Origin of the sequence: Streptomyces canus (assembly GCF_041435015.1) — a bacterium.
Taxonomy (GTDB): domain Bacteria; phylum Actinomycetota; class Actinomycetes; order Streptomycetales; family Streptomycetaceae; genus Streptomyces; species Streptomyces canus_G.
In genome coordinates this window covers 4,717,034-4,742,203 of the sequence record NZ_CP107989.1, presented here as the reverse complement: position 1 = coordinate 4,742,203, position 25,170 = coordinate 4,717,034, and the positions used below count along the sequence as shown (strand labels likewise).

The 25,170-nt window shown below is 70.9% G+C and carries 18 protein-coding genes and 1 pseudogene; 14 read left to right on the top strand and 5 right to left on the bottom strand.

Annotation, left to right across the window (positions count from 1 at the left end; genetic code table 11):
- Positions 1-145: 145 nt before the first annotated feature.
- Together acs and OG841_RS21390 are read right to left on the bottom strand one after the other, a co-directional pair.
- The gene (acs, locus tag OG841_RS21395) at positions 146-2,104 is read right to left on the bottom strand and encodes an acetate--CoA ligase (protein WP_328640030.1); all 1,959 of its coding nucleotides are present in this window, start codon (positions 2,102-2,104) and stop codon (positions 146-148) included.
- A 914-nt stretch (positions 2,105-3,018) separates the two neighbouring features.
- The gene (locus OG841_RS21390) at positions 3,019-5,430 is read right to left on the bottom strand and encodes a SulP family inorganic anion transporter (protein WP_371566547.1); all 2,412 of its coding nucleotides are present in this window, start codon (positions 5,428-5,430) and stop codon (positions 3,019-3,021) included.
- A gap of 297 nt (positions 5,431-5,727) precedes the next feature.
- On the opposite strand from OG841_RS21390, the gene OG841_RS21385 reads away from it, so the two are divergent.
- Positions 5,728-7,002 (top strand): hypothetical protein, encoded by a 1,275-nt coding sequence (locus tag OG841_RS21385; RefSeq protein WP_328640032.1) that lies wholly within the window; start codon positions 5,728-5,730, stop codon positions 7,000-7,002.
- Between the two features lie 22 nt (positions 7,003-7,024).
- On the opposite strand, the gene OG841_RS21380 is transcribed toward OG841_RS21385, so the two are convergent.
- The gene (locus OG841_RS21380) at positions 7,025-8,011 is read right to left on the bottom strand and encodes a nucleotide-binding protein (RefSeq protein WP_365121057.1); all 987 of its coding nucleotides are present in this window, start codon (positions 8,009-8,011) and stop codon (positions 7,025-7,027) included.
- A gap of 101 nt (positions 8,012-8,112) precedes the next feature.
- On the opposite strand from OG841_RS21380, the gene OG841_RS21375 reads away from it, so the two are divergent.
- On the top strand, positions 8,113-8,937 hold the full coding sequence (locus OG841_RS21375; protein ID WP_328640033.1) for an oxidoreductase: 825 nt from the start codon (positions 8,113-8,115) through the stop codon (positions 8,935-8,937).
- A 336-nt stretch (positions 8,938-9,273) separates the two neighbouring features.
- On the opposite strand, the gene OG841_RS21370 is transcribed toward OG841_RS21375, so the two are convergent.
- Complete coding sequence (locus tag OG841_RS21370; RefSeq protein WP_328640034.1) at positions 9,274-10,107, bottom strand: HAD family hydrolase; 834 nt, start codon at positions 10,105-10,107, stop codon at positions 9,274-9,276.
- 611 nt (positions 10,108-10,718) lie between these two features.
- Here OG841_RS21370 and ssd point away from each other — a divergent pair.
- The 7 genes and pseudogenes from ssd to OG841_RS21335 all read left to right on the top strand — a co-directional run.
- A complete protein-coding gene (gene ssd, locus OG841_RS21365) occupies positions 10,719-11,831 on the top strand; it encodes a septum site-determining protein Ssd (protein ID WP_365121061.1) in 1,113 nt (370 codons plus the stop codon).
- 224 nt (positions 11,832-12,055) lie between these two features.
- Positions 12,056-13,228 (top strand): TadA family conjugal transfer-associated ATPase, encoded by a 1,173-nt coding sequence (locus OG841_RS21360; protein ID WP_365121123.1) that lies wholly within the window; start codon positions 12,056-12,058, stop codon positions 13,226-13,228.
- 69 nt (positions 13,229-13,297) lie between these two features.
- Positions 13,298-14,224, top strand: coding sequence for a type II secretion system F family protein (locus OG841_RS21355; RefSeq protein WP_365121124.1), 927 nt, complete (start codon positions 13,298-13,300; stop codon positions 14,222-14,224).
- On the top strand, positions 14,221-15,009 hold the full coding sequence (locus OG841_RS21350) for a type II secretion system F family protein (protein WP_328640036.1): 789 nt from the start codon (positions 14,221-14,223) through the stop codon (positions 15,007-15,009). Before OG841_RS21355 ends, OG841_RS21350 begins: the two co-directional genes overlap by 4 nt.
- 76 nt (positions 15,010-15,085) lie before the next feature.
- The gene (locus tag OG841_RS21345; protein WP_328640037.1) at positions 15,086-15,307 is read left to right on the top strand and encodes a DUF4244 domain-containing protein; all 222 of its coding nucleotides are present in this window, start codon (positions 15,086-15,088) and stop codon (positions 15,305-15,307) included.
- Entirely contained in the window at positions 15,294-15,659 is a 366-nt protein-coding gene (locus OG841_RS21340) for a TadE family type IV pilus minor pilin (protein WP_326666163.1), read from the top strand. The genes OG841_RS21345 and OG841_RS21340 overlap by 14 nt, the downstream gene beginning before the upstream one ends.
- Positions 15,660-15,814: 155 nt before the next feature.
- Positions 15,815-16,273, top strand: a pseudogene (locus OG841_RS21335) (Rv3654c family TadE-like protein); the annotation flags it as partial.
- A 189-nt stretch (positions 16,274-16,462) separates the two neighbouring features.
- Here OG841_RS21335 and OG841_RS21330 read toward each other — a convergent pair.
- Positions 16,463-18,958, bottom strand: coding sequence for a DEAD/DEAH box helicase (locus tag OG841_RS21330; protein WP_328640038.1), 2,496 nt, complete (start codon positions 18,956-18,958; stop codon positions 16,463-16,465).
- 81 nt (positions 18,959-19,039) lie between these two features.
- Between OG841_RS21330 and bldG the strand changes: the two genes are divergently transcribed.
- From bldG to OG841_RS21305, 5 genes are all read left to right on the top strand, one after another.
- Positions 19,040-19,381 carry an anti-sigma factor antagonist BldG gene (gene bldG, locus OG841_RS21325; protein WP_024885807.1) on the top strand — a complete coding sequence of 114 codons (342 nt, stop codon included), beginning with the start codon at positions 19,040-19,042 and terminating at the stop codon, positions 19,379-19,381.
- A 119-nt stretch (positions 19,382-19,500) separates the two neighbouring features.
- A complete protein-coding gene (locus tag OG841_RS21320; protein WP_328640039.1) occupies positions 19,501-19,938 on the top strand; it encodes an ATP-binding protein in 438 nt (145 codons plus the stop codon).
- Positions 19,939-20,225: 287 nt separating this feature from the next.
- Positions 20,226-22,634 carry a sodium-translocating pyrophosphatase gene (locus tag OG841_RS21315; RefSeq protein ID WP_328640040.1) on the top strand — a complete coding sequence of 803 codons (2,409 nt, stop codon included), beginning with the start codon at positions 20,226-20,228 and terminating at the stop codon, positions 22,632-22,634.
- Positions 22,635-22,848: 214 nt separating this feature from the next.
- Positions 22,849-23,448 carry a small secreted protein gene (locus tag OG841_RS21310; RefSeq protein ID WP_328640041.1) on the top strand — a complete coding sequence of 200 codons (600 nt, stop codon included), beginning with the start codon at positions 22,849-22,851 and terminating at the stop codon, positions 23,446-23,448.
- A 166-nt stretch (positions 23,449-23,614) separates the two neighbouring features.
- The gene (locus OG841_RS21305) at positions 23,615-25,141 is read left to right on the top strand and encodes a DUF7059 domain-containing protein (protein ID WP_371566543.1); all 1,527 of its coding nucleotides are present in this window, start codon (positions 23,615-23,617) and stop codon (positions 25,139-25,141) included.
- The last annotated feature ends 29 nt before the right edge of the window (positions 25,142-25,170 follow it).

Here is a 25,170-nt window from a genome sequence, read left to right as displayed (position 1 = left end):
GTGGGCAGGGCTAGCTGTTCGCCGACCAGACTTCCCGGCACACCATGAGGGTCACGCTGTTTTGTTTAGTTTAGCTAAAAGGGGCGCCCGGTGCGTTCTCGCGCCGGGCGCCCCCATTTTTGAAGGAGTCGGTTGAAGGAGTCGCTCAGTCCTCGCTGGGCGCTGCCGGCAGCTTGGCCTGGATGAGGTCCATGACCGTCGAGTCGGTCAGCGTGGTCACGTCACCGAGCTGGCGGTTCTCGGCCACGTCCCGCAGCAGGCGGCGCATGATCTTGCCGGAACGGGTCTTGGGCAGCTCGGCCACCGGCAGGACCCGCTTGGGCTTGGCGATCGGGCCGAGGGTGGCGCCGACGTGGTTGCGCAGGTCGGCGATGAGGTTCTCGTCCTCGGCGTTCGCCGTGCCGCGCAGGATCACGAACGCGACGATGGCCTGACCGGTCGTCTCGTCCGCGGCGCCGACGACGGCCGCCTCGGCGACCGACGGGTGGGAGACGAGCGCGGACTCGACCTCGGTGGTCGAGATGTTGTGGCCGGAGACCAGCATGACGTCGTCGACGCGGCCGAGCAGCCAGATGTCGCCGTCGTCATCCTTCTTCGCACCGTCACCGGCGAAGTACTTGCCCTCGAAGCGCGACCAGTACGTGTCGAGGAAGCGCTGGTCGTCGCCCCAGATGGTGCGCAGCATCGACGGCCACGGCTCGGTCAGGACGAGATAGCCGCCCCCGCCGTTCGGGACCTCGTTCGCCTCGTCGTCGACGACCGTCGCGGAGATGCCGGGCAGTGGCGTCTGCGCGGAACCGGGCTTGGCCGCGGTCACACCCGGCAGCGGGGAGATCATCATCGCGCCGGTCTCGGTCTGCCACCAGGTGTCGACGATCGGCGTCTTGTCGCCACCGATGTTCTTCCGGTACCAGATCCACGCCTCGGGGTTGATCGGCTCACCCACGGACCCCAGCACCCGCAGGCTGCTCAGGTCGAACTTCGCGGGGATGTCGTCGCCCCACTTCATGAACGTACGAATGGCGGTGGGCGCCGTGTAGAGGATCGTCACCCCGTACTTCTGCACGATCTCCCAGAAGCGGCCCTGGTGCGGGGTGTCCGGGGTGCCCTCGTACATGACCTGGGTGGCGCCGTTGGCGAGCGGGCCGTAGACGATGTACGAGTGCCCGGTGACCCAGCCGACGTCGGCCGTGCACCAGTAGACGTCGGTCTCCGGCTTGAGGTCGAAGACGGCGTGGTGGGTGTACGCGGTCTGGGTGAGGTAGCCGCCGGAGGTGTGCAGGATGCCCTTGGGCTTACCCGTCGTGCCGGACGTGTAGAGGATGAACAGCGGCTGCTCGGCGTTGAAGGGCTCGGGGGTGTGCTCGGCCGGCTGCCGATCGACGATCTCGTGCCACCACACGTCACGGCTGTCGTCCCAGGCGACCTCCTGGCTGGTACGGCGTACGACCAGCACGTGCTCCACGTTGTCGACCTTGCCGACCGCCTCGTCGACGGCGGGCTTGAGGGCGGACGGCTTGCCGCGCCGGTAGCCGCCGTCGGTGGTGATGACCACCTTGGCGTCGGCGTCCTGAATGCGGGTGGCGAGCGCGTCCGCCGAGAAGCCGCCGAAGACCACGGAGTGCGCGGCGCCGATCCGGGCGCACGCGAGCATCGCGACGGCGGTCTCGGGGATCATCGGCATGTAGACGGCGACCCGGTCGCCCTTCCGCACTCCCAACTCCAGCAGGGCGTTCGCGGCCCTGGAGACCTCGTCCTTGAGCTCGGCGTAGGTGATCGCGCGGCTGTCGCCGGGCTCGCCCTCGAAGTGGATGGCGACCCGGTCGCCGTTCCCCGCTTCGACATGCCGGTCGACGCAGTTGTACGCCACATTGAGCTCGCCGTCCTTGAACCACTTGGCGAACGGCGGGTTCGACCAGTCCAGGGTCTCGGTCGGCTCCTTGGCCCAGCTCAGTCGGCGGGCCTGCTCGGCCCAGAAACCGAGTCGGTCAGCCTTGGCCTGCTCATACGCCTCCGCCGTGACGTTGGCGTTTGCGGCCAGGTCGGCGGGGGGTGCGAACCTGCGCTCTTCCTTGAGCAGGTTGGCCAGGCTTTCGTTGCTCACGGCATCTGCCTTTCCCAGGGTGTCCGTTGTGTCCCAGGCCACAGCTCATCACCCCGGGGGGCGTGATGACAAGGGTCGACCTGGAATTGGTTTAGACCTGTTGGACGTCGAGTCCGGCGGCCGGGGTCATCCGTACCCACGGACGCCGACCAGGAGGAGTTCAGTGTCTGTAACGCCTTTCACACTCCCGCCTCGGCCTGCGGCCCCCTCGCCATTCGTTCCCGGCGTGTCGCGGACCGCACACGATGGCCGACCTGACGGCCGACATCTTCCTGGCGGTCCTGGACCCGTCCCCACGCCTACCGACCGCCCCGGTGCAGCGACCGCGCATGGATGTACGGCATCGCGCGCAACGCCGCCGCCGGGGAGCGCCGTTGCGTTCCCCGCGTATTGGTGCGGCTGCCCGCCGGGGAGAGGGGCGTTCTGGGACGGGTTGTGGTCGACGAACCGACGGCGGGTGAGGCCGTGATGGTGTTGCGGGGGAGCGGCGTCGGGTCGTCCGTGAGGCTGCCTGTGGCCGGGGTGTGTCGGGGTGGTGGCTGCTGGAGCTTGACGACGTGTTCCGTGTGGGGGACGAGCCGGGGCTGCGCTGGAATGGCGCCTCGCCGGGGAGTGGGGCGTTCTGGGACGGGTTGTGGTCGACGAACCGACGGTCGGTGAGGCCGTGATGGTGTTGGGGATCAGCCAGGCGGCGCGCGTACGGCAGCGCAGGGCACGCGAGTTCCTGTGGGAGCGGCCGGAATCACCTGGTGAGGAGCCGCGCGGCACCTCACACTGGGCCTGCGTCTACCCGACCGAGGCGTGTCGAGCCCGGTGTCCCGCCCGGCGGAGCCGACGCCGGACCGGTCCCGGCGTTCGTGGTGCCTCTCCGCGGGTGTGCGGCCCCTCCAGGACGGGCCGCACACCCCCGAGGCTCACGCCGGCAGGTCCGCCGCCGCCTCCACATGGCCGAACAGCCCGCCCCCGGCCGCCCCGGTGAGCAGATACGCCTGCGCCTCACCCACGTGGAAGTACATCCCGTGCAGCTCCAGCTCCCCCTCCCGCCGGGCCCGGGCGACCGATTCATGGGCGCTCAGATGCTCCAACTGCTGCACCACGTTGGTCAGACAGAGCTGCTCGACCGCGTCGGCGGGTGCCCGCCCGGCGAGTCTCGCCCGCGCCCGAGTCTCGTCGGCCATCCGCTCCAGGCTGGGCAGTCCGTGCCGCAGCCACCGCTGCAGCGGAGTCCGCGTCCCACCCGGCTCGGAGTTGAGCAGCGCCTGCATGGCCCCGCAACCGGAGTGCCCGCACACCGTGATGGAGCGCACCTTCAGCACATCCACCGCGTACTCGATCGCGGCCGCCACCGAGTCGTCCCCGCTCTCCTCGCCGGGCAGCGGAACGAGGTTGCCCACGTTGCGCACCACGAAGAGGTCGCCCGGACCACTGGAAGTGATCATCGAGGTGACCAGCCGCGAGTCGGCGCAGGTGAGGAAGAGCTGGTCCGGCTGCTGGCCCTCGCGCGCCAGTCGGGCCAGCTCGCCCCGCACGATCGGTGCGGTGTTGCGCTGGAACGCGCTGATGCCACGGGCCAGTTCGTGCCCGCTGGACCCGCGACCCGCGCTCGGCCCCCGGGCCGCACCGGGCTCGCCGGACGCGCCGGGATGTCCGGCGGACGACGCGGTGTACGGGCGCTCGCACTGGTGGTTGCGCCAGGGCGTCCAGGGACGGCAGCGGCAGTGGGCGGAATCGGACGGCTCGGCGATGCGGGTGCCCGGTCTGCGCCCGGTCAGCTCGACGGAACCGCCCTGTGCGGTGTGTGTCTTCTGCCAGTCCTGCAGCGATTCGTAGGCCGCATGGTCCATGAACGACCCGTCCAACTCCACGACGGCGTTCGCTCCGTGGGGGATGAGATGCAGGGCCCGGCTCAGCCGGGGTACCGCGAGGAACGTCAACTGCCCCCGCACATGTACGTGATGGACTCCTTCCCTCTCGTGGTGCGTGATCCGGGTGCGGGTGAGGCGGTGCAGGGCGACCCCGACGGCGACGGCGACGCCCAGCGTCACACCCTCCAGGACGCCGAACAGGACCACGCCGAGGGTGGTGACGGCGTAGACCGGGACCTCTCGGTGTCGGGTCACGGTGCGGATGTGGTGCAGGGACACCATCTGGATGCCGACGGCCATCACCAGGGCGGCGAGCGAGGCGAGCGGGATGAACTCCAGGACCGGGACCATCAGCAGTGCGGCGATCACTACGAGAACGCCGTGCAGCACGGTGGAGTTCCGGCTGACGGCACCGGCTTGGACATTGGCCGAACTCCGCACCGCCACACCGGCGACGGGCAGTCCGCCGAGCGTGCCGGAGACGATGTTGGCGGCGCCCTGCCCGAGCAGTTCGCGGTTCAGGTCGGAGCGGCCGACGCGGGCACTGCGGCCGGATCCGGGGACGCCGGAGATCAGGTCGGGGCGTCCGGCCACCAGCTTGTCGACGGCGACCGCGCCGAGCAGGGACTGCACACTGCACACCAGCGTGGTGGTGAGCACGGCGGCGGCGAGGCCGAGCAGGGGCCCCTCGGGCAGCCCGGCCAGGGCGTGGCTGCTCCAGGACGGCAGATCGACCCTGGGCAGGGTCAGCCCGGCGAACGAGGCGGCCGCCGTGGCTCCGGCGACGGCCACGAGCGCGGTCGGGATCCTGCACAACAGTTGTCCTGCCCGGCCGGGGATGCGTGGCCAGAGGAAGAGCAGCGCCAGGGTCAGCACGCTCACCGACACGGCTGCGGGCTGCAGCCGCGCCAACTGCGCGGGTAGGCCCCGGAGGTTGTCGAGGACGGAGCTCTGCGGGGTGCCGCCGAGGACGATGTGCAGCTGGGCGACGGCGATGGTCACGCCGATGCCCGCGAGCATGCCGTGCACGATCGCTGGGCTGACGGCGAGCGCGGTGCGGGCCACGCGCAGGCAGCCGAGGCCGAGTTGGACCACTCCGGCAAGGACGGTGATGGCACAGGTGGTACGCCAGCCGTAGCGGTGGATCAGGTCGGCGGTGACCACGGTGAGTCCGGCGGCGGGGCCACTGACCTGGAGCGGGGATCCGCCGAGCCGGCCGGCGACGATCCCTCCGACGGCTGCGGCCACGAGGCCCGCCTGGAGGGGCGCGCCGGTGGCGAGGGCGATGCCGAGGGACAGGGGCAGGGCGATCAGGAAGACCGCGATCGAGGCCGACACGTCGGCGCCCGCGATGCGGAAGCGGCGGGGCGGGGCCGGCGGGGGGCTGTGAGGTGGGTGGACGCGCCTCGTGGGGTTCGAGTCGCTCGGGTCGGTGGCGCGGGTGGGAACACAGGCTGACATTTTCCCGTCTCCTCCGGGGCAGCGCGGTCGCGGAACAGGTGGTCCCCCGTCGAGGGCGGGGGTCGGGTCGCGGCCGTGGGTCACGGCGTGCAGCGGCGGGATGATTCAACGCTTTGTAAATGGACCGTAATGCAGAGTAAAGGACAGGCATAGACTTTCCGGGCAAATGGGTGAACAACTCACCTGGACGGGTGAAGTGGCAATTTCATCGGCTTGTCGTACTAATTCCTTCTCGCGCCCATGCGAACTTGGCGGCGCTGTCGTTGGCCCCGAGAGAAGGAAGAAGGTGGGCGGAACATGGCCGCCACCCACAGGATTGCCGCGGGAGCCGTGGTCGCCGCGGTCTGCGCCGCCTCGCTCGCCGGTTGCGCGACTGGCACCGACATCGAGGGAGGAGCCGCCGGCCCGCAGAAGGTGAAGCCCGGACAGGCCCCACCCAAGCGGGCGTTCCGCCTGATCGGCGACGGCTCCACCGCGTACACCGGAGCGCAGCCGCACCTGCCCAGAGCCGAACGCCTCAAGCCCGGCGAAAAACCCCCGCAGTTCGTGGTGTTCTCCTGGGACGGCGCCGGCGAGGACAGCCAGAAGCTGTTCTCCCACTTCCGTGAGGTCGCCAAGGCGAACCACGCGACGATGACGTACTTCCTGAGCGGCGTGTACATGCTGCCGGAGGACAAGCGCGACGAGTACAAGCCGCCGCAGCACTCCCCGGGCCGCTCCGACATCGGCTTCAACGACGAGCAGGGCATCGCCGACACCGTCAAGCAGCTGCGCCTCGCGTGGCTGGAGGGCAACGAGATCGGCACCCACTTCAACGGCCACTTCTGCGGCAGCGGCGGTGGGGTCGGCCAGTGGTCGGTCGCGGAGTGGAAGGACGAGATCGCCCAGGCGAAGAAGTTCGTCAAGTCCTGGAAGACCAACACCGGGATGACGAAGGCCTCCCCGCTGCCCTTCGACTACGACAAGGAGCTCGTCGGCGCCCGCACCCCTTGTCTGGAGGGCCAGAAGAACTTCATGCAGGCCGCCCGCGAACTGGGCTTCCGCTATGACACCAGCGGTGTCAACGACCAGGTCTGGCCGAAGAAGAAGCAAGGTCTGTGGGACCTGTCGATGCAGCTCGTGCCCTTCCCCGGGCACTCCTACGAGCAGCTCACGATGGACTACAACTTCATGGTCAACCAGTCCGGCACCGCGACCCAGGGCGACCCGAACAAGTACGAGTTCTGGGGCGACCAGATGCGCGACGGCCTGCTCAAGGGCTTCCACCGGGCCTACGACGGCAACCGCGCGCCTCTGATCATCGGCAACCACTTCGAGTCCTGGAACGGCGGCACCTACATGCGCGCCGTCAAGGAGACCGTCGAGCAGGTCTGCAACAAGCCCGACGTGCGCTGCGTCTCCTTCCGGCAACTGGCCGACTGGCTGGACGCCCAGGACCCGAAGACCCTGGAGAAGCTGGGCGCCCTGGGCGTCGGCGAGGCACCGAAGCAGGGCTGGCAGGCCTTCATGTCGGGCCGGCCGGCCCCGGCGCCGAAGGGTGTGCCGGGGGCGCCGGCCGCCAAGCGGCAGTAGCCGTCGGTCGGTTGCCGCTGCTTCAGACGGTCGTGGCCGCCACCGCACTCTCGCCGAGCACGAACGAGGGGTCGATCTGCGCCGCCAGGTCGGCCCCCGTGCGCTCATTGCCCCAGGACTGGGCGTTCTTCAGATGGAAGTGCACCATCTGCCGGGTGTAGCGCTCCGCGTCACGCAGCTCGTACGTCGCGTCGACCGCCGCCCGCAGCCGGTGCAGGGCGCGGCGGTTGACGTCCTCCAGAAGTGCGAACCGGGGCGGCCGGCCCTTCTCCAGGGCGCGCACCCAGTCGGAGTGCCCGACCGTCACCAGCAGGTCGTCCCCGACTTCGGCGCGGAGGAAGTCGAGATCGTCCCGGCCCTGCACCTTGTTGCCGACGACCTTCAGGACGACGCCGAAGTCGCGGGCGTATTCCTTGTACTGGCGATAGACGGAGACCCCCTTCCGGGTCGGCTCGGCGACGAGGAACGTCATGTCGAAGCGGGTGAACATGCCGGAGGCGAAGGAGTCGGAGCCCGCCGTCATGTCCACCACGACGTACTCGCCCTGCCCGTCCACGAGGTGGTTCAGGCACAGCTCCACCGCTCCCGTCTTGGAGTGGTAGCAGGCGACCCCCAGGTCGGCGTCCGTGAAGGGGCCGGTGACCATCAAACGGACGATGTCGCCGTCGAGTTCCACCGCCCGTGCGCAGGCCTCGTAGACCGGGTTGTCCTCGCGCACCCGAAGCAGCCGCGAACCCTCGCCGGGCGGCGTGGTCTTGATCATCTCCGCGACCGAGGCGATCCGCGGGTTCGTGCCGCGCAGATACTCCTTGACCAGCGGCAGCCGCTCGCCCAGGGCGGGCAGTGAGGCCGCCTGGCTCTCGTCCAGGCCGAGCGCCGGCCCCAGGTGCTGGTTGATGTCGGCGTCGACCGCGATCACCGGTGCTCCGGTGGCCGCGAGATGGCGGATGAACAGGGAGGACAGGGTGGTCTTGCCGCTGCCGCCCTTCCCGACGAAAGCAATTTTCATGTTCACGAAGAGTAGTCGGCCGATAGCTGTACGTGGCAGGCGGGCGTGAAGAAGACCACTCCATCGAGGGGCGCGCGGCTGGGTTGCGTAGGGTCGTACTCATGAGTACGACAGGCGCGAACGCCGATCCGCTCGCGGCCCTGGGCTCGCTGCCCGGTGTGGCCGAGTCCGTGGAGTCCGTGCGCAAGTCCGTGGACCGGGTCTACGGACACCGTGTCATGCGGCGCCGCAGCAATGAGATCACCTCCGAGGCGGCCCTGCGCGGCGCCCGCGGCTCGGCCGCGCTGTCCGGCGCGGACTGGGCCCTCGAGGAGGTGCGCCGACGCTCCGACTTCGGCGTCGACCGCGAGGCGCGGATCCTGGGTGCGGCGCTGCGGCTGACCGCCGAGGCCGGCCAACTGCTGTCCATCTGGCGGCAGTCGCCCCTGCGGGTGCTGGCCCGGCTGCACCTGGTCGCCGCGGCGACCGACGAGGACGAGATCGGGCGTCCCCGGCAGGCCGGCGAGACCGTCGACGAGCCGCTCATCGAGCTGCCCCTGCCGGGCGCGGCCGAGGTCTCGGGCCGACTGGAGGGCCTGTCCGAGTTGATCATCGCGGGCAGCTCGGCCCCCGCTCTGGTCTCGGCCGCCGTCGTGCAGGGAGAACTCCTCGCCCTCAGGCCCTTCGTGTCCCACAACGGCCTGGTCGCGCGCGCGGCCGCGCGGATCGTCCTGGTCGGCAGCGGTCTCGACCCGAAGTCGGTCTGCCCGGCGGAGGTCGGTCACGCCGAACTGGGCCGGGCGGCCTATCTGGCGGCGCTCGACGGATACGTCTCCGGCACCCCCGAGGGCATGGCCGCCTGGATCGCCCACTGCGGCAGAGCGATCGAACTGGGTGCGCGCGAGTCGACGGCCGTGTGCGAGGCGCTCCAGCGCGGGGCGGCGTAAGGCCCCCTGGAACAGAGTTGCGGCGGTACGAGGACTCGTACCGCCGCTGGCATGTTCACCGGGTTACCAAGCGTCCTCGATGTATTGCCCATCAGGTCGGGAACTTTGCCCGTCACCTGGTGTGGCTGGCCCGTAATCGACGGGTCGACGTCGCGTGGGTGCTCGGTGTCCATGCTCGGTCCGTGGGGCCAAATGCGTTTCTAAGGTGATCCTCTCGGATGTCCTTGGTCTCGCGGGCCGTTAACCCCTTTGTACTCCTGGACCGGAGTAAGCGGAACCCCTGCTCGCCGTTCTTTACTTTTGCCCTCGAACAGGGGTCAAGTAGGTGGAATCACCTCAGGCCACTGTCGCCCTTCGCCGATTCGCGTACCAGACGAGGCCTGCCGTCGCCGCCGCCGCTCCTATCGCGGCGACCGCGACGAGCGCCGGACGATGCGGTACGGCGAAACCGGGGAGCCGTTGCTTGAGCCGCACCGGCCGGTGGAAAACGAGAATCGGCCACCCGCGCGCGAGTGCCTCGCGGCGCAGTGTCCGGTCCGGATTGACGGCGTGCGCATGGCCCACGGCCTCGAGCATCGGCAGGTCGGTCGCCGAGTCGCTGTAGGCGTAGCAGCGCTCCAGGTCGTAACCCTCGGACTCCGCCAGCTCCTTGATCGCCTCGGCCTTGGTCGGGCCGTACGCGTAGTACTCCACCTCCCCGGTGAAGCAGCCGTCCTCGCCCACGACCATCCGGGTCGCCACCACCCGGTCGGCGCCCAGGAGTTCGCCGATCGGCTCGACGACCTCGGCGCCGGACGTGGAGACGATGACGACGTCGCGGCCGGCGGTGTGGTGCTCCTCGATCAGGGAGGCGGCCTCGTCGTAGATGATCGGGTCGATCAGGTCGTGGAGCGTCTCGGCCACGATCTCCTTGACCTGCTGGACGTTCCAGCCCCGCACGAGCGCGGAGAGGTACTCGCGGGTGCGTTCCATCTGGTCGTGGTCCATACCACCGACGAGGAAGACGAACTGGGCATATGCGGTCCGCAAGGCGGCCCTGCGGTTGATCAGCCCGCCTTGGTAGAACGACTTGCTGAACGTGAGTGTGCTCGACTTCGCAATGACCGTCTTGTCCAGGTCAAAGAAGGCTGCTGTGCGAGGCAAGGAGTGGTTTTCCACGACCCCGAGCATAGGTGCAGCCCATTCGGCGTAAGGTGAGGCGCGTGGGTTTGCCTGAGAGGGCTCTCGGGTACACCATGGAAGTCACGGATCGTTCGCGACCGTGCTAACCCGGTCCGGCTCCTCCCCCCCCGAGTCGGCCGTGGAGACGACCCCCACTCTCCCCCCCGGTGGGGGTCGTCGCATGTCCGGGTGGGTTTTTTCTCTTCCGTTCGCGGTCCCGCGACTGCTTCCAGGCGGCTCCGGCCGCCTCTTCCGTCCGCCCATGATCCGTCACTGTGGGTAGTCGTCACGCTGCTCTGCGGAAGTTTTGCACAGGCGCTGCGGGACTCACCGGTATGGGTGACGGCGATATTCACAACCGCCGAGTTGTCCACAGTTATCGACCAAGATCCACACGATTTCCGGGATCGCTGCACCGTGATTCCCACACGTCCCGCTCCAGCCGACTTCATGGCCGGTCCTGGTTAGTCGGGCGTGTTTGGCCGGTTCGTATCGGCTGTTCATATGGAGGCCGGTTGCCGGTTCTTCACATGTTTGGGAATCGCGGGGTCGAAGGGGCCGCGTGAGAGAGGCGCCGCGCGGGCCCTCGTGGAGGCCCTCGCGCGGCGCGGCGAAGGGGGATGGAGACCGTGACCGCAGCCGTCACACATGAGGGACAGCCCGCCGCCGGAGGGCGACCGGGCCGACCGTTGATCGTCACGGAGGACGAGGACCTGCTCGACGACCTGCTGCGACTGTGCGCGGCGGCCGGGGCGAAGGCGGAGGTGCATCACGGAGTGCCGGAGCCCAGAGGAAGCTGGGAGGCCGCCCCGCTCGTCCTGGTCGGTGACGACGCCGCACGGCGCGTGCGCGGAGCCGCCCGCCGACGCGGAGTGGTCCTCGTGGGCCGGGACCAGGACGACTCCGGGGTGTGGAAGCGGGCCGTCGAGATCGGCGCCGACCACGTCCTGATGCTGCCCGACGGCGAGCAGTGGCTGGTCGACCGCATCGCCGACGTCACCGAGGGCGTCGGCCGGCCCGCCCTCACCGTCGGCGTCATCGGCGGTCGCGGCGGGGCCGGAGCCTCCACCCTCGCGTGTGCCCTCGCCGTCACCTCCGCGCGTGAGGGCCTGCGCACCCTTCTCGTGGACGCCGATCCCCTCGGCGGCGGACTCGACGTGCTCCTCGGCGGCGAGAGCACCGAGGGGCTGCGCTGGCCCGCGTTCGCCGCCTCGCGCGGGCGGGTCGGCGGCGGTGCCCTGGAGGAGTCGCTGCCACGGCTGCACTCACTGCGGGTGCTGAGCTGGGACCGCGGCGACCGCATCGCCGTCCCGCCCCAGGCCGTGCGAGCGGTGCTCGCCGCGGCCCGGCGCCGAGGCGGCACGGTCGTCGTCGACCTGCCCCGCCGCCTCGACGACGGCGTCGCCGAGGTCCTTTCCCAGCTCGACCTCGGGATCCTCGTGGTCCCCGCCGAACTGCGCGCCGTCGCCGCGGCCGGCCGCGTGGCCTCCGCCGTCGGCATGGTCCTGCGCGACCTGCGGGTGGCGGTACGGGGACCGTACCCACCCGGCCTCGACGACCGTGAGGTGGCCCGCTTGCTGGGACTGCCCCTGGTGGGCGAGGTGCCGGTCGAGTCGGCCCTCCAGCGGCCCCGGGGAAGCGAATCACCTCCGGGGGCGGCCGTACGGGGGCCGCTCGCGCGCTTCTGCAAGGAGTTCTGGGAGCGGGCGCTGGCGGAGGCGGGAGCGGCATGAGCGTGTTCTCGGGATTCGAGCGGGCGGACGGCGCGGGGGACGGTTCTGCCGAGGTGTGGCGTTCGGGTGATCCTGTAGCCGGATCCGTTGAGCGGCGGCGGTCGGACGACCCGGTAGCGGGTTCCGTTGAGCGGCGGCGGTCGGGTGAGGTGCCGGTCGGTGCCGTCGGGCTGCGGGACGCCCCGGTGGGTGGTCGTACGGCTTCTTCCACGGCCGGCGCGGACATGGCTCCCGGGCTGCTGAACGGCGTACGGCAGTGGCTGGCCGAGAGCGGGGCCGAACCGACGCCCGCCCGTGTGGCGCAGGCGCTGCGCGAGCAGGGACGGGTGCTCGGGGACGCCGAAGTGCTGGGCGCGGCCGAGCGGTTGCGGTCCGAGCTGGTGGGCAGCGGGCCCCTGGAGCCGTTGCTCGCCGACCCGTCGGTGACGGATGTCCTGGTGTCGGCGCCGGACCGGGTCTGGGTGGACCGGGGCGGCGGACTCGAACTGACCGCGGTCTCCTTCCCGGACGCGGCCGCCGTACGACGACTCGCGCAGCGGCTCGCCGCGGTGGCGGGGCGGCGCCTCGACGACGCGCGGCCCTGGGTGGACGCGCGGCTGCCGGACGGAACCCGGCTGCACGCGGTGCTTCCTCCGGTCGCCGTCGGCTCTGCCTGCCTGTCGCTGCGGGTCGTACGCCCGCGTGCCTTCACGCTGGACGAGCTGGTCGCGGCCGGCACGGTGCCGCCGGGCGGAGACCGGGTGCTGCGGGCGCTGCTCGACGCACGGCTGTCCTTCCTCATCAGCGGCGGAACCGGCACCGGAAAGACGACGCTGCTGAGCGCGCTGCTGGGGCTCGTGGGGCCGGGCGAGCGGATCGTGCTCGCGGAGGATTCGGCGGAGCTCAGGCCGGACCATCCGCACGTCGTACGGCTGGAGACGAGACCCGCCAACCAGGAGGGCGCAGGACTCGTCACGCTCGAGGACCTGGTGCGACAGGCGCTGCGCATGCGGCCCGACCGGCTGGTCGTGGGTGAGGTGCGCGGGCCGGAAGTGGTGCATCTGCTGGCTGCGTTGAACACGGGCCATGAGGGCGGCTGCGGGACCGTGCATGCCAACGCGGCGGCCGACGTACCGGCCCGCCTCGAGGCGCTGGGCACGGCGGCCGGGCTCGACAGGGCCGCGCTGCACAGCCAGTTGGCGGCTGCGCTGTCGGTCGTCCTGCATCTCGTGCGTGACCGGGCCGGGCGGCGGCGGATCGCCGAGGTGCGGGTGTTGGAGCGGGACTCCTCGGGGCTGGTGCGGACCGTGCCGGCGTTGCGCTGGGGAGCGGAGGCGTTCGCGTACGAGCGGGGGTGGGAGCGGCTGCGAGGGCTGCTCGGGGCTGGGATGCGGGGGCCGTCGGGGGAGGGCGGGTGACTGGGGCGCGCTCGGAGCGAGGTGACGACGACGAGATGGCTCGGACGGCGGGAGGACGTGGTGATCGGGATGGGGGAGATGTCGGTGGGGTCGACGGGTGTGGCCGTGGGGTGCCTGGGGGTTGCCGTGTGGCTGTGGGGCGGGCGTTCCGGGGCGCGGCGGGCGCGGGTGCTGCTGGCGGGTGGCGGGGTGGTGGGGGCCGGGCCTCCGCTGTGGCGGCGGTTGGTGGGGGAGCTGCGGCAGCTTCGTGGGCGATTCGGGTTCGAGTGGTGGGCGGCGGTCGCAGGGCTGGTGATCGCCGTGCTGGGGTCCTCGGTGCTGCCGGTCGTGGCGGGGGCCGCCGGGGTGCCGTTGCTGCGGCGGGTGCGGCTGGCCAGGGCGGAGCGCCGGGTGCGTGAGCGGCGGGCGGACGAGGTGATCGCGCTGTGCGCGATGGTCGCCGGGGAGGTGCGGGCGGGGCGGCAGCCGGGGGAGGCGCTGGTGCGGGCTGTGCGGGACTTCGAGCGCGCGGGGGTCGGTGGGGCCGGACCGGGTGGGTTCGGTCCTGGAGCGCCGGAGTTCGGTGGGCTCGGGGAGACGCAGGCCGCTGTGTTGGCGGCGGCCCGGTTCGGCGGGGATGTTCCCGAGGCGCTCGCGGCGGCGGCTCGGCGACCTGGGGCCGAGGGGTTGTTGGGGCTTGCCGCGTGCTGGCGGGTGGCCGTGGACCAGGGCGCGGGGCTCGCGGCCGGGCTCGATCGGCTCGAAGGTGCGCTACGGGCCGATCGGGACCAACGAGCCGATCTGCGCGCCCAGTTGGCCGGAGCTCGATCCACGGCGTGGATGCTCGCCGCGTTGCCGGTACTGGGTCTGGGCCTCGGTGCCGCCCTCGGTGCCGATCCCCTGCACGTCCTTCTGCACACCGGCTCCGGGCTGGGCTGCCTGCTGGTCGGCGGCCTGCTGGAGGGCGTCGGGATGTGGTGGGCGACGCGGATCGTGCGGGGAGCCGAGGCGGTATGAGCGCGGAAGTTGTCCACAGGCTGGGGGCAGTTGCGGGGGCGGCACTGGTGATCGCCTGGCTCACCCGGTGGGCCGCGGCGGCGCGGCATGAGCGCAGAGTGCGGCGGCGGCTCGGAGAGTTGCTGGCCGCTGCGCAGACCACGGCCGAGGGCCCGCGGTTCGAGGCTCGGGATCTCGTGCGGCGGTGGCTGCCCGTGGTCGGCGTCGGGTGTGCCGGGTGGGTGCTGGTCGGCGGAGTCGCCGGTGTCGTGGTCGGACTGGTCGTCGCGGCGGGCTCGTGGAGGTGGCGGCTACGGCAGACGGCCGGCGCGGGTGCCGAGGAGGCCGACGCGCGCGAGGCGGCCCGGCAACTGCCGCTCGCCGCGGACCTGCTGGCCGCCTGCATCGCGGCGGGCGCCGGTCCGGTCATCGCGGCCCAGGCCGTGGGTGAGGCGCTGGGCGGTCCCGTGGGTGAGGGACTCGCGCGCGGGGCGGCGGAGGTACGGCTCGGCGGCGAACCGGGCGAGGCCTGGCGGAAGCTCGCCTCGACACCGGGCGCCGGGACGCTGGCGCGGCTGCTGGAACGCGCCGATGTGACGGGGCTGCCCGCGGCCGGACCGGCTGCCGCGCTCGCGGCGGACGCCCGCGCCGATTGGGGGCGCACCGCGACGGCACGGGCCCGGCGGGCGGCCGTGCTGGTCACCGCGCCGGTGGGGCTGTGTTTCCTGCCCGCGTTCATCGCCGTCGGCGTGCTGCCGATCGTGATCGGGCTCGCGGGTGGAGTGCTGGGAGGGGGTGGGCGATGACGGTCGGTGGCCGGTGATCCGGCGGACGAGCAAGTCAGGTGGTTGTTCAACGGAACTGATCCTTACGGGGGTTGAGATGTACAAGGCGGTATGGGCGCGGGTGCGTGCCCTGGTGTGCGGGACGATGAGCGGAGCGCGGTCGATGCGCGAGGACCGGGGGATGGTGACGTCCGAGTACGCGATGGGGATCGTCGCGGCGGTGGCGTTCGCGGTGGTGCTCTACAAGGTGGTGACGAGCGGGACCGTCAGCGCGGAGCTCCAGGCCATCGTGAAACGGGCGCTCGATGCGAAGGCGTGAACGGGCGGGAGACCAGGGGTTCGTGACGGCGGAGTCGGCCATGGTGCTGCCGGTGCTGGTGATGTTCGCGATGGCGCTGGTGTGGGGGCTGCTCGTGGTGGCCGCGCAGATCCAGTGCGTGGATGCCGCCAGGACCGGCGCCCGCGCGGCGGCCCGCCAGGACCCCGCCGAGGCGGTCGTCCGGGTGGCCCGGGACACGGCACCGCGCGACGCGAAGGTGACGGTTGCCCGGGAGGGTGACCGGGTCCGCGTGGTCGTCGTGGCGAAGCCGCCCGCGTTGCACGGCCTGCCCTTCGAGGTGCGGGAGGAGGCCGTGGCATGGGCGGAGGAGACGGTGGGGGAAGGAGGATGAGCGGCGGTCCGACGACGAGCGGATCAGCGGAGCGCGGGGTTGCGGTTGCGCGGCCCCCCGCCGCGCGGTCGGCGAAAGTCCGGGTCGCGGAAGCCGGCCTCACTGGCGCGCGCCGCGCCGTCGCCCGCTTCGCCGGCGTCCACCTCGCCGCCGCCCGTTCGGACCGTGGCTCCGCCACTGTCTGGAGTGTCGGTGCCATCGCGGTGCTGTGCGTGGTGTTCGGAGTCGTACTGGCCCTCGGGCAGGCCGTCGTCGTACGGCATCGGGCGGCCGGGAGCGCGGATCTCGCGGCGCTCGCGGCGGCGGACCACTGGGCCGACGGGTCCGTGGTGGCCTGCGCCCGGGCGGAGGGGGTGGCGCGGGACCAGGGCGCGCGGCTCGTGCGGTGCGCGATGGTCGGCGAGATCTCGGACGTGACGGCCGCCTCGGGGCGGGGGCCGTTCACGGCGGAGGTCAGGGCACGGGCGGGGCCTGCGGGGCCGGTTACCTCACAGGCTCCGCTTCCGCCGGAATCCCAGGAGGCGCCGGGTCCTGGCGGTCCGGCGGCTCCTGGAGCCCCGGTCCCGGGGTCCCTGGGGGGTGAGACGCCGTCGGCTCCGTCGGTGCCGAGGTGAGGCCAGGGTCCGGGGTTCTCCGTCGGCATCCCGGTGCAGCCCGGGCCCGGTCCTCCGTCGGCACCCCAAGGCCTCGCTGGCGCCGTTTGCTCCCTGGGCGCTCCGGTGTGGTCCGGGTCCGGGCGTTCTGGCGGCACCGTAAGGCCTCTCCGGTGCCGTTCGCTCCATCGGCACGCCGGTGCGGCCAGGCTAGGGGCTCTGCTTCGGCAGTCCGGGAAGCTCCGTCTCCGCCCCCTCCTCCGGCGCCCCCCGCAACAGCACCGTGAGCAGCCGTACCGCCCCCCTCTTGTGCAGCGGTTCGTTGCCGTTGCCGCACTTGGGGGACTGGATGCAGGACGGACAGCCGGCGTCGCACTCGCAGGAGGCGATGGCCTGGCGGGTGGCGGTGAGCCAGGCGCGGGCGGTGTGGAAGGCGCGCTCCGCGAAGCCCGCGCCGCCCGGGTGACCGTCGTAGACGAAGACCGTGGGGAGCAGCGTGTCGGGGTGGAGAGGGATCGACACGCCGCCGATGTCCCAGCGGTCGCAGGTCGCGAAGAGGGGCAGCAGGCCGATCGAGGCGTGCTCGGCGGCGTGCAGGGCGCCGCCGAGGATCTCCGGGTTGATCCGGGCCTCGTCGAGCTGGTCCTCGGTGACCGTCCACCACACTGCGCGCGTCCGGAGCGTACGGGGAGGCAGGTCGAGTTTCGTCTCGCCGAGCACTTCACCTGTGATCAGACGTCTGCGAAGGAAGGAGACCACCTGATTGGTGACCTCGACGGAGCCGTAGCACAACCTGCCCTCGCCCCAGGGAACTTCGACGTCCGTCTCCAGAACGGCGATGGACGTCGTGTCGCGGGCGACCGTCGAATACGACGGGCTCGCCTCCTCGACCAGTGCCACCGAGTCCTCCAGGTCCAGCGACCGGACCAGGTACGTACGGCCCTGATGGAGGTGGACCGCGCCCTCGTGGACGGCGGTGTGGGCGGAGCCCGCGTCGACCGTGCCGAGGAGGCGGCCCGTGCCCGACTCGACGATCTGGATGGGGCGGCCGCCCTCCCCGCGGATGTCGGTGAGGTCGGCGGCCCGCTCCCGGCGGGTCCAGTGCCAGGCCTTGGTACGGCGGCGCAGGAGCTTCGCGGACTCCAGCTGCCCCAACAAGCTCTCGGTCTCCGGCCCGAACAACTCCATGTCCTCGTCCGTCAACGGCAGTTCCGCCGCGGCCGCGCACAGGTGCGGAGCGAGGACGTACGGGTTGTCGGGGTCCAGGACCGTGGACTCCACCGGCTGGTCGAAGAGGGCCTCGGGGTGATGGACGAGAAAGGTGTCCAGGGGGTCGTCGCGGGCCACCAGGATCGCCAATGCCCCCTGGCCGGCTCGACCCGCCCGGCCCGCCTGCTGCCACAGGGACGCGCGGGTGCCGGGGTAGCCGGAGATCAGTACGGCGTCCAGCCCCGAGACGTCGATGCCGAGTTCCAGGGCGGTCGTGGCGGCCAGGCCCAACAGCTCTCCTGAGTGCAGGGCCTGCTCCAGGGCGCGGCGTTCCTCCGGGAGGTAGCCGCCGCGGTACGCCGCGACACGACGGGCCAGGGAGCGGTCGACCTCCGCCAGCCGCTCCTGGGCGATCACGGAGATCAGCTCGGCGCCGCGCCGGGAGCGGACGAAGGCGACCGAGCGCACGCCCTGCACGGCGAGATCGGTGAGGAGATCGGCCGTCTCGGCGGTGGCCGTACGGCGGACCGGGGCCCCCTTCTCGCCCTGCATCTCGGTGAGCGGGGGCTCCCAGAGGGCAAACACCAGTTCGCCGCGCGGTGAGGCGTCGTCGGCGACCTCGACCACGGGGAGGCCGGTGAGGCGGCGGGCGGCCACGGACGGCTCGGCGGCGGTCGCGGAGGCCAGCAGGAAGACGGGGGAGGCGCCGTAGCGGGCACAGAGGCGGCGCAGACGGCGCAGCACCTGGGCGACGTGGGAGCCGAACACGCCGCGGTAGGTGTGGCACTCGTCGATGACGACGTACTTGAGCGCCTTCAGGAAGGAGGACCAGCGGGAGTGGGACGGGAGTATCCCGCGGTGCAGCATGTCCGGATTGGTCAGCACGTAGTTGGCGTACTGGCGGATCCATTCGCGTTCCTCGAACGGCGTGTCGCCGTCGTAGACCGCGGGGCGGACGGAATTGCCCAGCGGTTGTGAAAGTTCCTTCACCGAGCGGCACTGGTCCGCCGCCAGAGCCTTTGTCGGGGACAGGTAGAGCGTGGTGGCGCCTCGGCCGTTCGGGGCCTCTGAGCCGTCCAGGAGGGTGGAGAGGACCGGCACGAGGTACGCCAGGGACTTGCCGGAGGCGGTGCCGGTGGCGACCACGACCGACTCGCCGTCCAGGGCGTGTTCGGCCGCGCGTGCCTGGTGGGCCCAGGGGTGCTCGATGCCGCAGGCCTGGACGGCTGCGATGACCTCCGAGCGGATCCGGTCGGGCCAGACGGCATGGCGACCCTCACGTGGGGGCAAGTGCTCCGTATGAGTGATGCGCGCAGCCCGGCTCGGCCCGGCGGCGAGCCGGTCCAGGACCGTGCTCGGCGTGGGGCGGGGACCGGCGTCCGCCGAGGGTCGATCGGATCGGAGATTCTTGGCCATCGGCACCGAGTGTGTCACTGGCGTGACGGACAATGGGACCAAGGCGTCGTGCACGCCTGCCGGTAAGTGATTGAATGCCATCGCGGCTGGCGAACCGTCCGGGGGCTTCAAGCCGAGGTGTCCCGAGGGGCGACCGCTCGATAGCAAGGTGCTGGAGGATCCGTGGACCTGTCTCTGTCGACCGAAACCATCGGCGATCGCACGATCGTCAGGGTCGGTGGCGAAATCGACGTATATACCGCGCCCAAGCTGCGCGAGCAGCTGGTCGAGCTGGTGAACGACGGCAGTTTCCACCTTGTCGTCGACATGGAGGGCGTGGACTTCCTCGACTCCACCGGGCTCGGCGTACTGGTCGGCGGACTGAAGCGGGTGCGTGCCCATGAGGGCTCGCTGCGCCTCGTCTGCAACCAGGAGCGCATTCTCAAGATCTTTCGTATCACCGGCCTCACCAAGGTGTTCCCGATCCACACCTCGGTCGAGGAAGCGGTGGCGGCGACCGACTGACTCGTTCCCGGGCCCGTGCCCGGGGCGGCAGCAGGACGTCGGCAGAAGCAAAAAGAAGGGGTCCGGGCTTTCGGCGGCCCGGTCCCCCGACAGCACGCCCGTAGTTCCGAGGGGGACGCATGGCCACCGTTGAACTCCGTTTCAGCGCGCTGCCCGAGCACGTCAGGACCGCCCGACTGGTGGCGGCAGCGGTGGCGCGCAGGTCCGGAGTGGACGAGGCCGTCCTCGACGAGGTCAGACTCGCTGTCGGCGAGGCCTGTACTCGTGCCGTCGGACTGCACCAGAGCGGCGGCATCACCGCGCCGGTCAAGGTGCTGCTGATCGAGGAGGAGAAGCAGTTCTCCATCGAGGTCGGCGACGAGGCGCCGCGTTCGGCCCCGGGCGACCGGGCTCCGGGCGCCCTGGGTGAGGACCACGACGTCGAGACCGAGGAGGACGAGATGGGCCTCGCGGTCATCAGCGGCCTCGTCGACGATGTCGAGGTCACCGCGGGGGAGCATGGCGGACAGATCCGTATGACCTGGCCGACTACGCCGCCGGCCGCAGTGCTCCCCTGATTTTCACCCGTTCGAATCAGATTTCTGTTCGACATGCGGAAGGGCCCCACCACACCGGTGGGGCCCTTCCGCATGTCGGCGTGAGCTTTCTGTGCCTACAGTGGTCTGGTGCGATGCATATCGTGAATTTGTTCACGATCTAGATATCGGTCATGAATGCCCCCGGGGCATTACTGCTTTCAGGTTCTGTAAAGGCGAATTCCGTTTACCGCGCCCTGTTTTGATCAGGACGGGGTACCTACAATCCGTCCACATCTTGAGCTCAGCCCAAGCGTCAAGGAGGACGAATGGCGGGGCTTTCTACCCCTGATCAGTTGGACCAGCCCACAACAACCCTCGCGGCCGCGGTGCTCACCGACGACAACCGGGTGCTGATCGCGGTCATCGCGGTCGTCGCCCTAGCGGCGCTCGTGGTGGCGGGGGTCCTGGTACGCCAGGTGCTCGCGGCCGGCGAGGGCACCGACAGCATGAAAAAGATCGCGAAGGCCATCCAGGAAGGCGCGAACGCCTATCTGGCACGCCAGTTGCGCACGCTCGGCGTATTCGCCGTCGTCGTGTTCTTCCTGCTCATGCTGCTTCCCGCAGACGACTGGAATCAGCGCGCAGGCCGATCCGTGTTCTTCTTGATCGGCGCCACGTTCTCGGCGGCCACCGGCTATATCGGCATGTGGCTCGCCGTGCGCAGCAATGTGCGGGTGGCGGCGGCGGCGCGAGAAGCCACTCCGGCGGAAGGCGAACCGGAAAAGGATCTCACCGCCGTCTCCCACAAAGCCATGAAGATCGCTTTCCGTACGGGCGGCGTCGTCGGCATGTTCACGGTGGGGCTCGGTCTGCTGGGCGCCTCCTGTGTGGTGCTGGTCTACGCGGCCGACGCGCCGAAGGTCCTGGAGGGTTTCGGTCTCGGCGCGGCGCTCATCGCGATGTTCATGAGGGTCGGCGGAGGCATCTTCACCAAGGCCGCCGACGTCGGCGCCGACCTGGTCGGCAAGGTCGAGCAGGGCATCCCGGAGGACGACCCGCGTAACGCCGCGACCATCGCCGACAACGTGGGCGACAACGTCGGCGACTGCGCGGGCATGGCGGCCGACCTCTTCGAGTCGTACGCCGTGACCCTGGTCGCCGCGCTGATCCTCGGCAAGGCGGCCTTCGGCGACGCCGGACTCGCCTTCCCGCTGCTCGTCCCGGCGATCGGCGTGATCACCGCGATGATCGGCATCTTCGCGGTCGCGCCGCGTCGCTCCGACCGCAGCGGCATGTCCGCGATCAACCGCGGGTTCTTCATCTCCGCGGTGATCTCGCTCGTGCTGGTGGCGATCGCCGTCTTCGTCTACCTGCCGGGGAAGTACGCCGACCTCGACGGCGTCACCGACGCGGCGATCAGCGGAAGGGACGGCGACCCGCGGATCCTCGCGCTCGTCGCCGTGGCGATCGGCATCCTGCTCGCCGCCGTCATCCAGCAGCTGACCGGCTACTTCACCGAGACCAACCGCCGCCCGGTCCAGGACATCGGCAAGAGCTCTCTCACGGGGCCCGCCACCGTCGTCCTCGCCGGCATCTCGATCGGTCTCGAATCAGCCGTCTACACCGCCCTGCTGATCGGCCTCGGCGTCTACGGGGCGTTCCTGCTCGGCGGCACCTCGATCATGCTGGCGCTGTTCGCGGTGGCGCTGGCCGGCACCGGCCTGCTCACCACGGTCGGTGTGATCGTCGCCATGGACACCTTCGGGCCGGTCTCCGACAACGCGCAGGGCATCGCCGAGATGTCCGGCGACGTGGAGGGCGCGGGCGCGCAGGTCCTCACCAACCTGGACGCCGTCGGCAACACCACCAAGGCCATCACCAAGGGCATCGCCATCGCCACCGCGGTCCTCGCGGCATCGGCGCTCTTCGGGTCGTACCGTGACGCGATCACGACCGGCGCGCAGGACGTCGGCGAGAAGCTCAGCGGGGACGGTGCGCCGATGAGCCTGATGATGGACATCTCGCAGCCCAACAACCTCGTCGGCCTGATCGCCGGCGCGGCGGTCGTCTTCCTCTTCTCGGGGCTGGCGATCAACGCGGTGTCGAGGTCGGCGGGTTCCGTGGTGTACGAGGTGCGGCGGCAGTTCCGCGACCATCCCGGGATCATGGACTACAGCGAGGAGCCGGAATACGGCAAGGTCGTCGACATCTGCACCAAGGACGCCCTGCGCGAACTCACCACACCCGGTCTGCTCGCCGTGCTGGCGCCGATCTTCATCGGGTTCACCCTCGGCGTCGGCGCGCTCGGCGCGTTCCTCGCGGGTGCGATCGGCGCGGGCACCCTGATGGCGGTCTTCCTGGCCAACTCCGGCGGTGCCTGGGACAACGCCAAGAAGCTCGTCGAGGACGGTCACCACGGCGGCAAGGGCAGCGAGGCCCATGCCGCCACGGTGATCGGCGACACCGTCGGCGACCCCTTCAAGGACACCGCGGGGCCCGCGATCAACCCGCTGCTGAAGGTGATGAACCTGGTGGCGCTGCTGATCGCCCCGGCGGTGATCAAGTTCAGCTATGGCGAGGACAAGAGCATCGGCGTACGGATCTTCATCGCCGTCCTCGCGTTCCTCGTGATCGCCGGCGCGGTCTACGTCTCCAAGCGGCGCGGCATCGCCGTGGGTGACGAAGACAACGAGAAGAAGGTGGCCAAGTCGGTGGATCCCGCGGTGGTTTCGTAGGTCCTGGCACGAGGCCCAGCTCAAGGGGCGGGCGGGCGGCGCGTGTTCATGCGCCGCACGCCCGCCCTGTGCATGCGCGCTTCGCGGCCGTGAGGCTTCTCTCTCCTGGTGCAAACACCCACAAAGAGACGCATATGTGGTATCCGGTGCGCGGGTGTGGTGCCTGTGCTGTGTAAGGTCCGGGGGCTGAGAGGCCACGGAAGGGACCGATCCGGTGAACAAGAAGCTCGCGGCCGCACTGTCCGGCGGTGCGGTACTGGTACTGGCGCTGACGGGATGCTCTGGCAGCGAGGACAACAAGGAACTCGACGCCTGGGCCAAGAAGGTCTGTGACCTGGTGCCGGCCCAGAACAAGAAGATCACGGCGGCCTACGACGCGATCACCAAGGCGGCCGAGGACACCGAGAGCACCCCGGCGGAGCTCCAGAAGGCCGACTCCCAGGCCTTCCAGGACCTGTCCGACGGTTACAAGGCGCGCGCCACGGTCATCAGTAACGCCGGGGCGCCTCCCGGTGCCGAGGACGGTGAGAAGAAGCTCCAGACCGCCGTCAAGCAGCTCACGGCCCTGTCGGCCGCCTACGCCGACATGAAGACGCAGGTGGACGGGCTCAACACCAAGGACCAGGCGAAGTTCGCGACCGGTCTCAAGGATGTCTCGGCCGAGATGAAGAAGGTGGAGACGCAGCGCCAGACCGCGCTCGGCGCGCTGAAGGACCTGGAGTCGGGCGACACCAAGCAGGCACTGTCCGAGCAGTCGGGCTGCAAGCAGGCCTCGACGTCGCCGGAGGCGTCCGCGCCGGCGACGGACAGCTGAGCGCCCTCCGGTCTGCCGACGACCGAGCGGCCGCACCGCACGTGTGCCCGCGTCGCCTTCGCCCTTCACCGACGGCTCGCCATCCGCGTCGGCCGCGGTGGCTGAGCGGCGCGGCGAGTGGCTCGGTGAGGCGTGCGGCGTGGCGGGCTCGGGCCACAATGGGGGCGTGAGTACCTCCAGCCTGCCCACGCTGCCCGCCGCCCCCGCCTCCGACCGTCCCGACGTCACCGCCCAGTTGCGGGACGCCCTGATCGGGGCCTCCTTCACCGCCGACGGGCTGCTAGAGCTGCTCGGCGCGCCCGCGTACGCGGCGCTCGCGCGCAGTGAGACCGTGCCCGCGCTCCGGGCGACTCGCGGGGACGCCCCGCTGGCGGTGCTCGTACGCCTGTTCCTCCTTCAGCAGCCAGTGCCCCACGCGCGCGTGGCGGACGTGGTGCCCGTCGACGCGTGTCTGGAGAGCGGCTGGCTGGTCCGTGTCGGCAGCGATGAGGTGGCCGCGACGGTGGACGTACGGCCGTACGGCGGACCCGGCGGCGAGGACTGGTTCATCGTCTCGGACCTCGGCTGTGCGGTCGGCGGCGCGGGCGGCATCGGCAGCCGTGACGAGGGTGTCGTGCTCGGGGTCGGCGGTGCCTCCACGACCCTGGCCGGCCTCACCGTCCGCACCCCCGTCGCCTCCGCCCTCGACCTCGGTACCGGCTCCGGGATCCAGGCCCTGCACGCCGTACAGCACGCCACGCGCGTGACGGCGACCGATCTCAACCCGCGCGCGCTGCACATCACCGCGCTCACGCTGGCGCTGTCCGGAGCCCCGGCGGCCGATCTGCGGGAGGGCTCGCTGTTCGAGCCGCTCAAGCAGGGTGAGACGTACGACCTGATCGTGTCGAACCCGCCCTTCGTGATCTCCCCGGGTGCGCGGCTGACGTATCGCGACGGCGGGATGGGCGGGGACGAGCTGTGCCGCTCGGTCGTTCAGGGGGCGGGGGAGTTGCTGAACGAGGGCGGTTTCGCGCAGTTCCTCGCCAACTGGCAGCACGTCGAGGGGGAGGACTGGCAGGACAGGCTCAGGTCGTGGGTGCCGCGCGGGTGCGACGCCTGGGTCGTGCAGCGCGAGGTGCAGGACGTCACGCAGTACGCCGAGCTGTGGCTCAGGGACGCCGGTGACCACCGGGGCGACCCGGCCGAGTACCAGGCGCTCTACGACGCCTGGCTGGACGAGTTCGAGGCGCGCAAGGTGAGGGCCGTCGGCTTCGGCTGGATCGCCCTGCGCAGGACGGGCTCCGCCGTGCCCTCGGTCACCGTGGAGGAGTGGCCGCACCCGGTCGAGCAGCCCCTCGGGGACACCGTCAGGGCGCACTTCGAACGCCTCGACTACCTGCGCGCCAACGACGACGCGGCCCTGCTGGAGGCCCACTTCAGGCTCGCCCCAGAGATCATTCAGGAGCAGGTCGGGCTGCCCGGCGCGGAGGACCCGGAGCACGTGGTGCTGCGCCAGCACCGCGGGATGCGCCGGGCCACCAAGGTGGACACCGTCGGCGCGGGCTTCGCCGGTGTGTGTGACGGCTCGCTGAGCGCGGGCCGCATTCTCGACGCGATCGCCCAACTCATGGGCGAGGACCCGGTCATGCTGCGCGACCGTACGCCCGCGCAGATCCGGCTGCTGGTGGAGCAGGGGTTCCTGGAGCCCGCGTGATCTGACGCCGGTCGGCCGCTGCTGAGGCG

Coding starts and splice junctions, on each gene's coding strand:
- OG841_RS21360 (WP_365121123.1), top strand. CDS start 12,056: ATGGCTCCCGGGCTGCTGAACGGCGTACGGCAGTGGCTGGCCGAGAGC.
- OG841_RS21370 (WP_328640034.1), bottom strand. CDS start 10,107: ATGCTCGGGGTCGTGGAAAACCACTCCTTGCCTCGCACAGCAGCCTTC.
- ssd (WP_365121061.1), top strand. CDS start 10,719: ATGGAGACCGTGACCGCAGCCGTCACACATGAGGGACAGCCCGCCGCC.
- OG841_RS21385 (WP_328640032.1), top strand. CDS start 5,728: ATGGCCGCCACCCACAGGATTGCCGCGGGAGCCGTGGTCGCCGCGGTC.
- OG841_RS21390 (WP_371566547.1), bottom strand. CDS start 5,430: ATGTCAGCCTGTGTTCCCACCCGCGCCACCGACCCGAGCGACTCGAAC.
- OG841_RS21380 (WP_365121057.1), bottom strand. CDS start 8,011: ATGAAAATTGCTTTCGTCGGGAAGGGCGGCAGCGGCAAGACCACCCTG.
- OG841_RS21350 (WP_328640036.1), top strand. CDS start 14,221: ATGAGCGCGGAAGTTGTCCACAGGCTGGGGGCAGTTGCGGGGGCGGCA.
- OG841_RS21355 (WP_365121124.1), top strand. CDS start 13,298: ATGGGGGAGATGTCGGTGGGGTCGACGGGTGTGGCCGTGGGGTGCCTG.
- OG841_RS21340 (WP_326666163.1), top strand. CDS start 15,294: ATGCGAAGGCGTGAACGGGCGGGAGACCAGGGGTTCGTGACGGCGGAG.
- OG841_RS21375 (WP_328640033.1), top strand. CDS start 8,113: ATGAGTACGACAGGCGCGAACGCCGATCCGCTCGCGGCCCTGGGCTCG.
- OG841_RS21320 (WP_328640039.1), top strand. CDS start 19,501: ATGGCCACCGTTGAACTCCGTTTCAGCGCGCTGCCCGAGCACGTCAGG.
- OG841_RS21315 (WP_328640040.1), top strand. CDS start 20,226: ATGGCGGGGCTTTCTACCCCTGATCAGTTGGACCAGCCCACAACAACC.
- OG841_RS21330 (WP_328640038.1), bottom strand. CDS start 18,958: ATGGCATTCAATCACTTACCGGCAGGCGTGCACGACGCCTTGGTCCCA.
- OG841_RS21345 (WP_328640037.1), top strand. CDS start 15,086: ATGTACAAGGCGGTATGGGCGCGGGTGCGTGCCCTGGTGTGCGGGACG.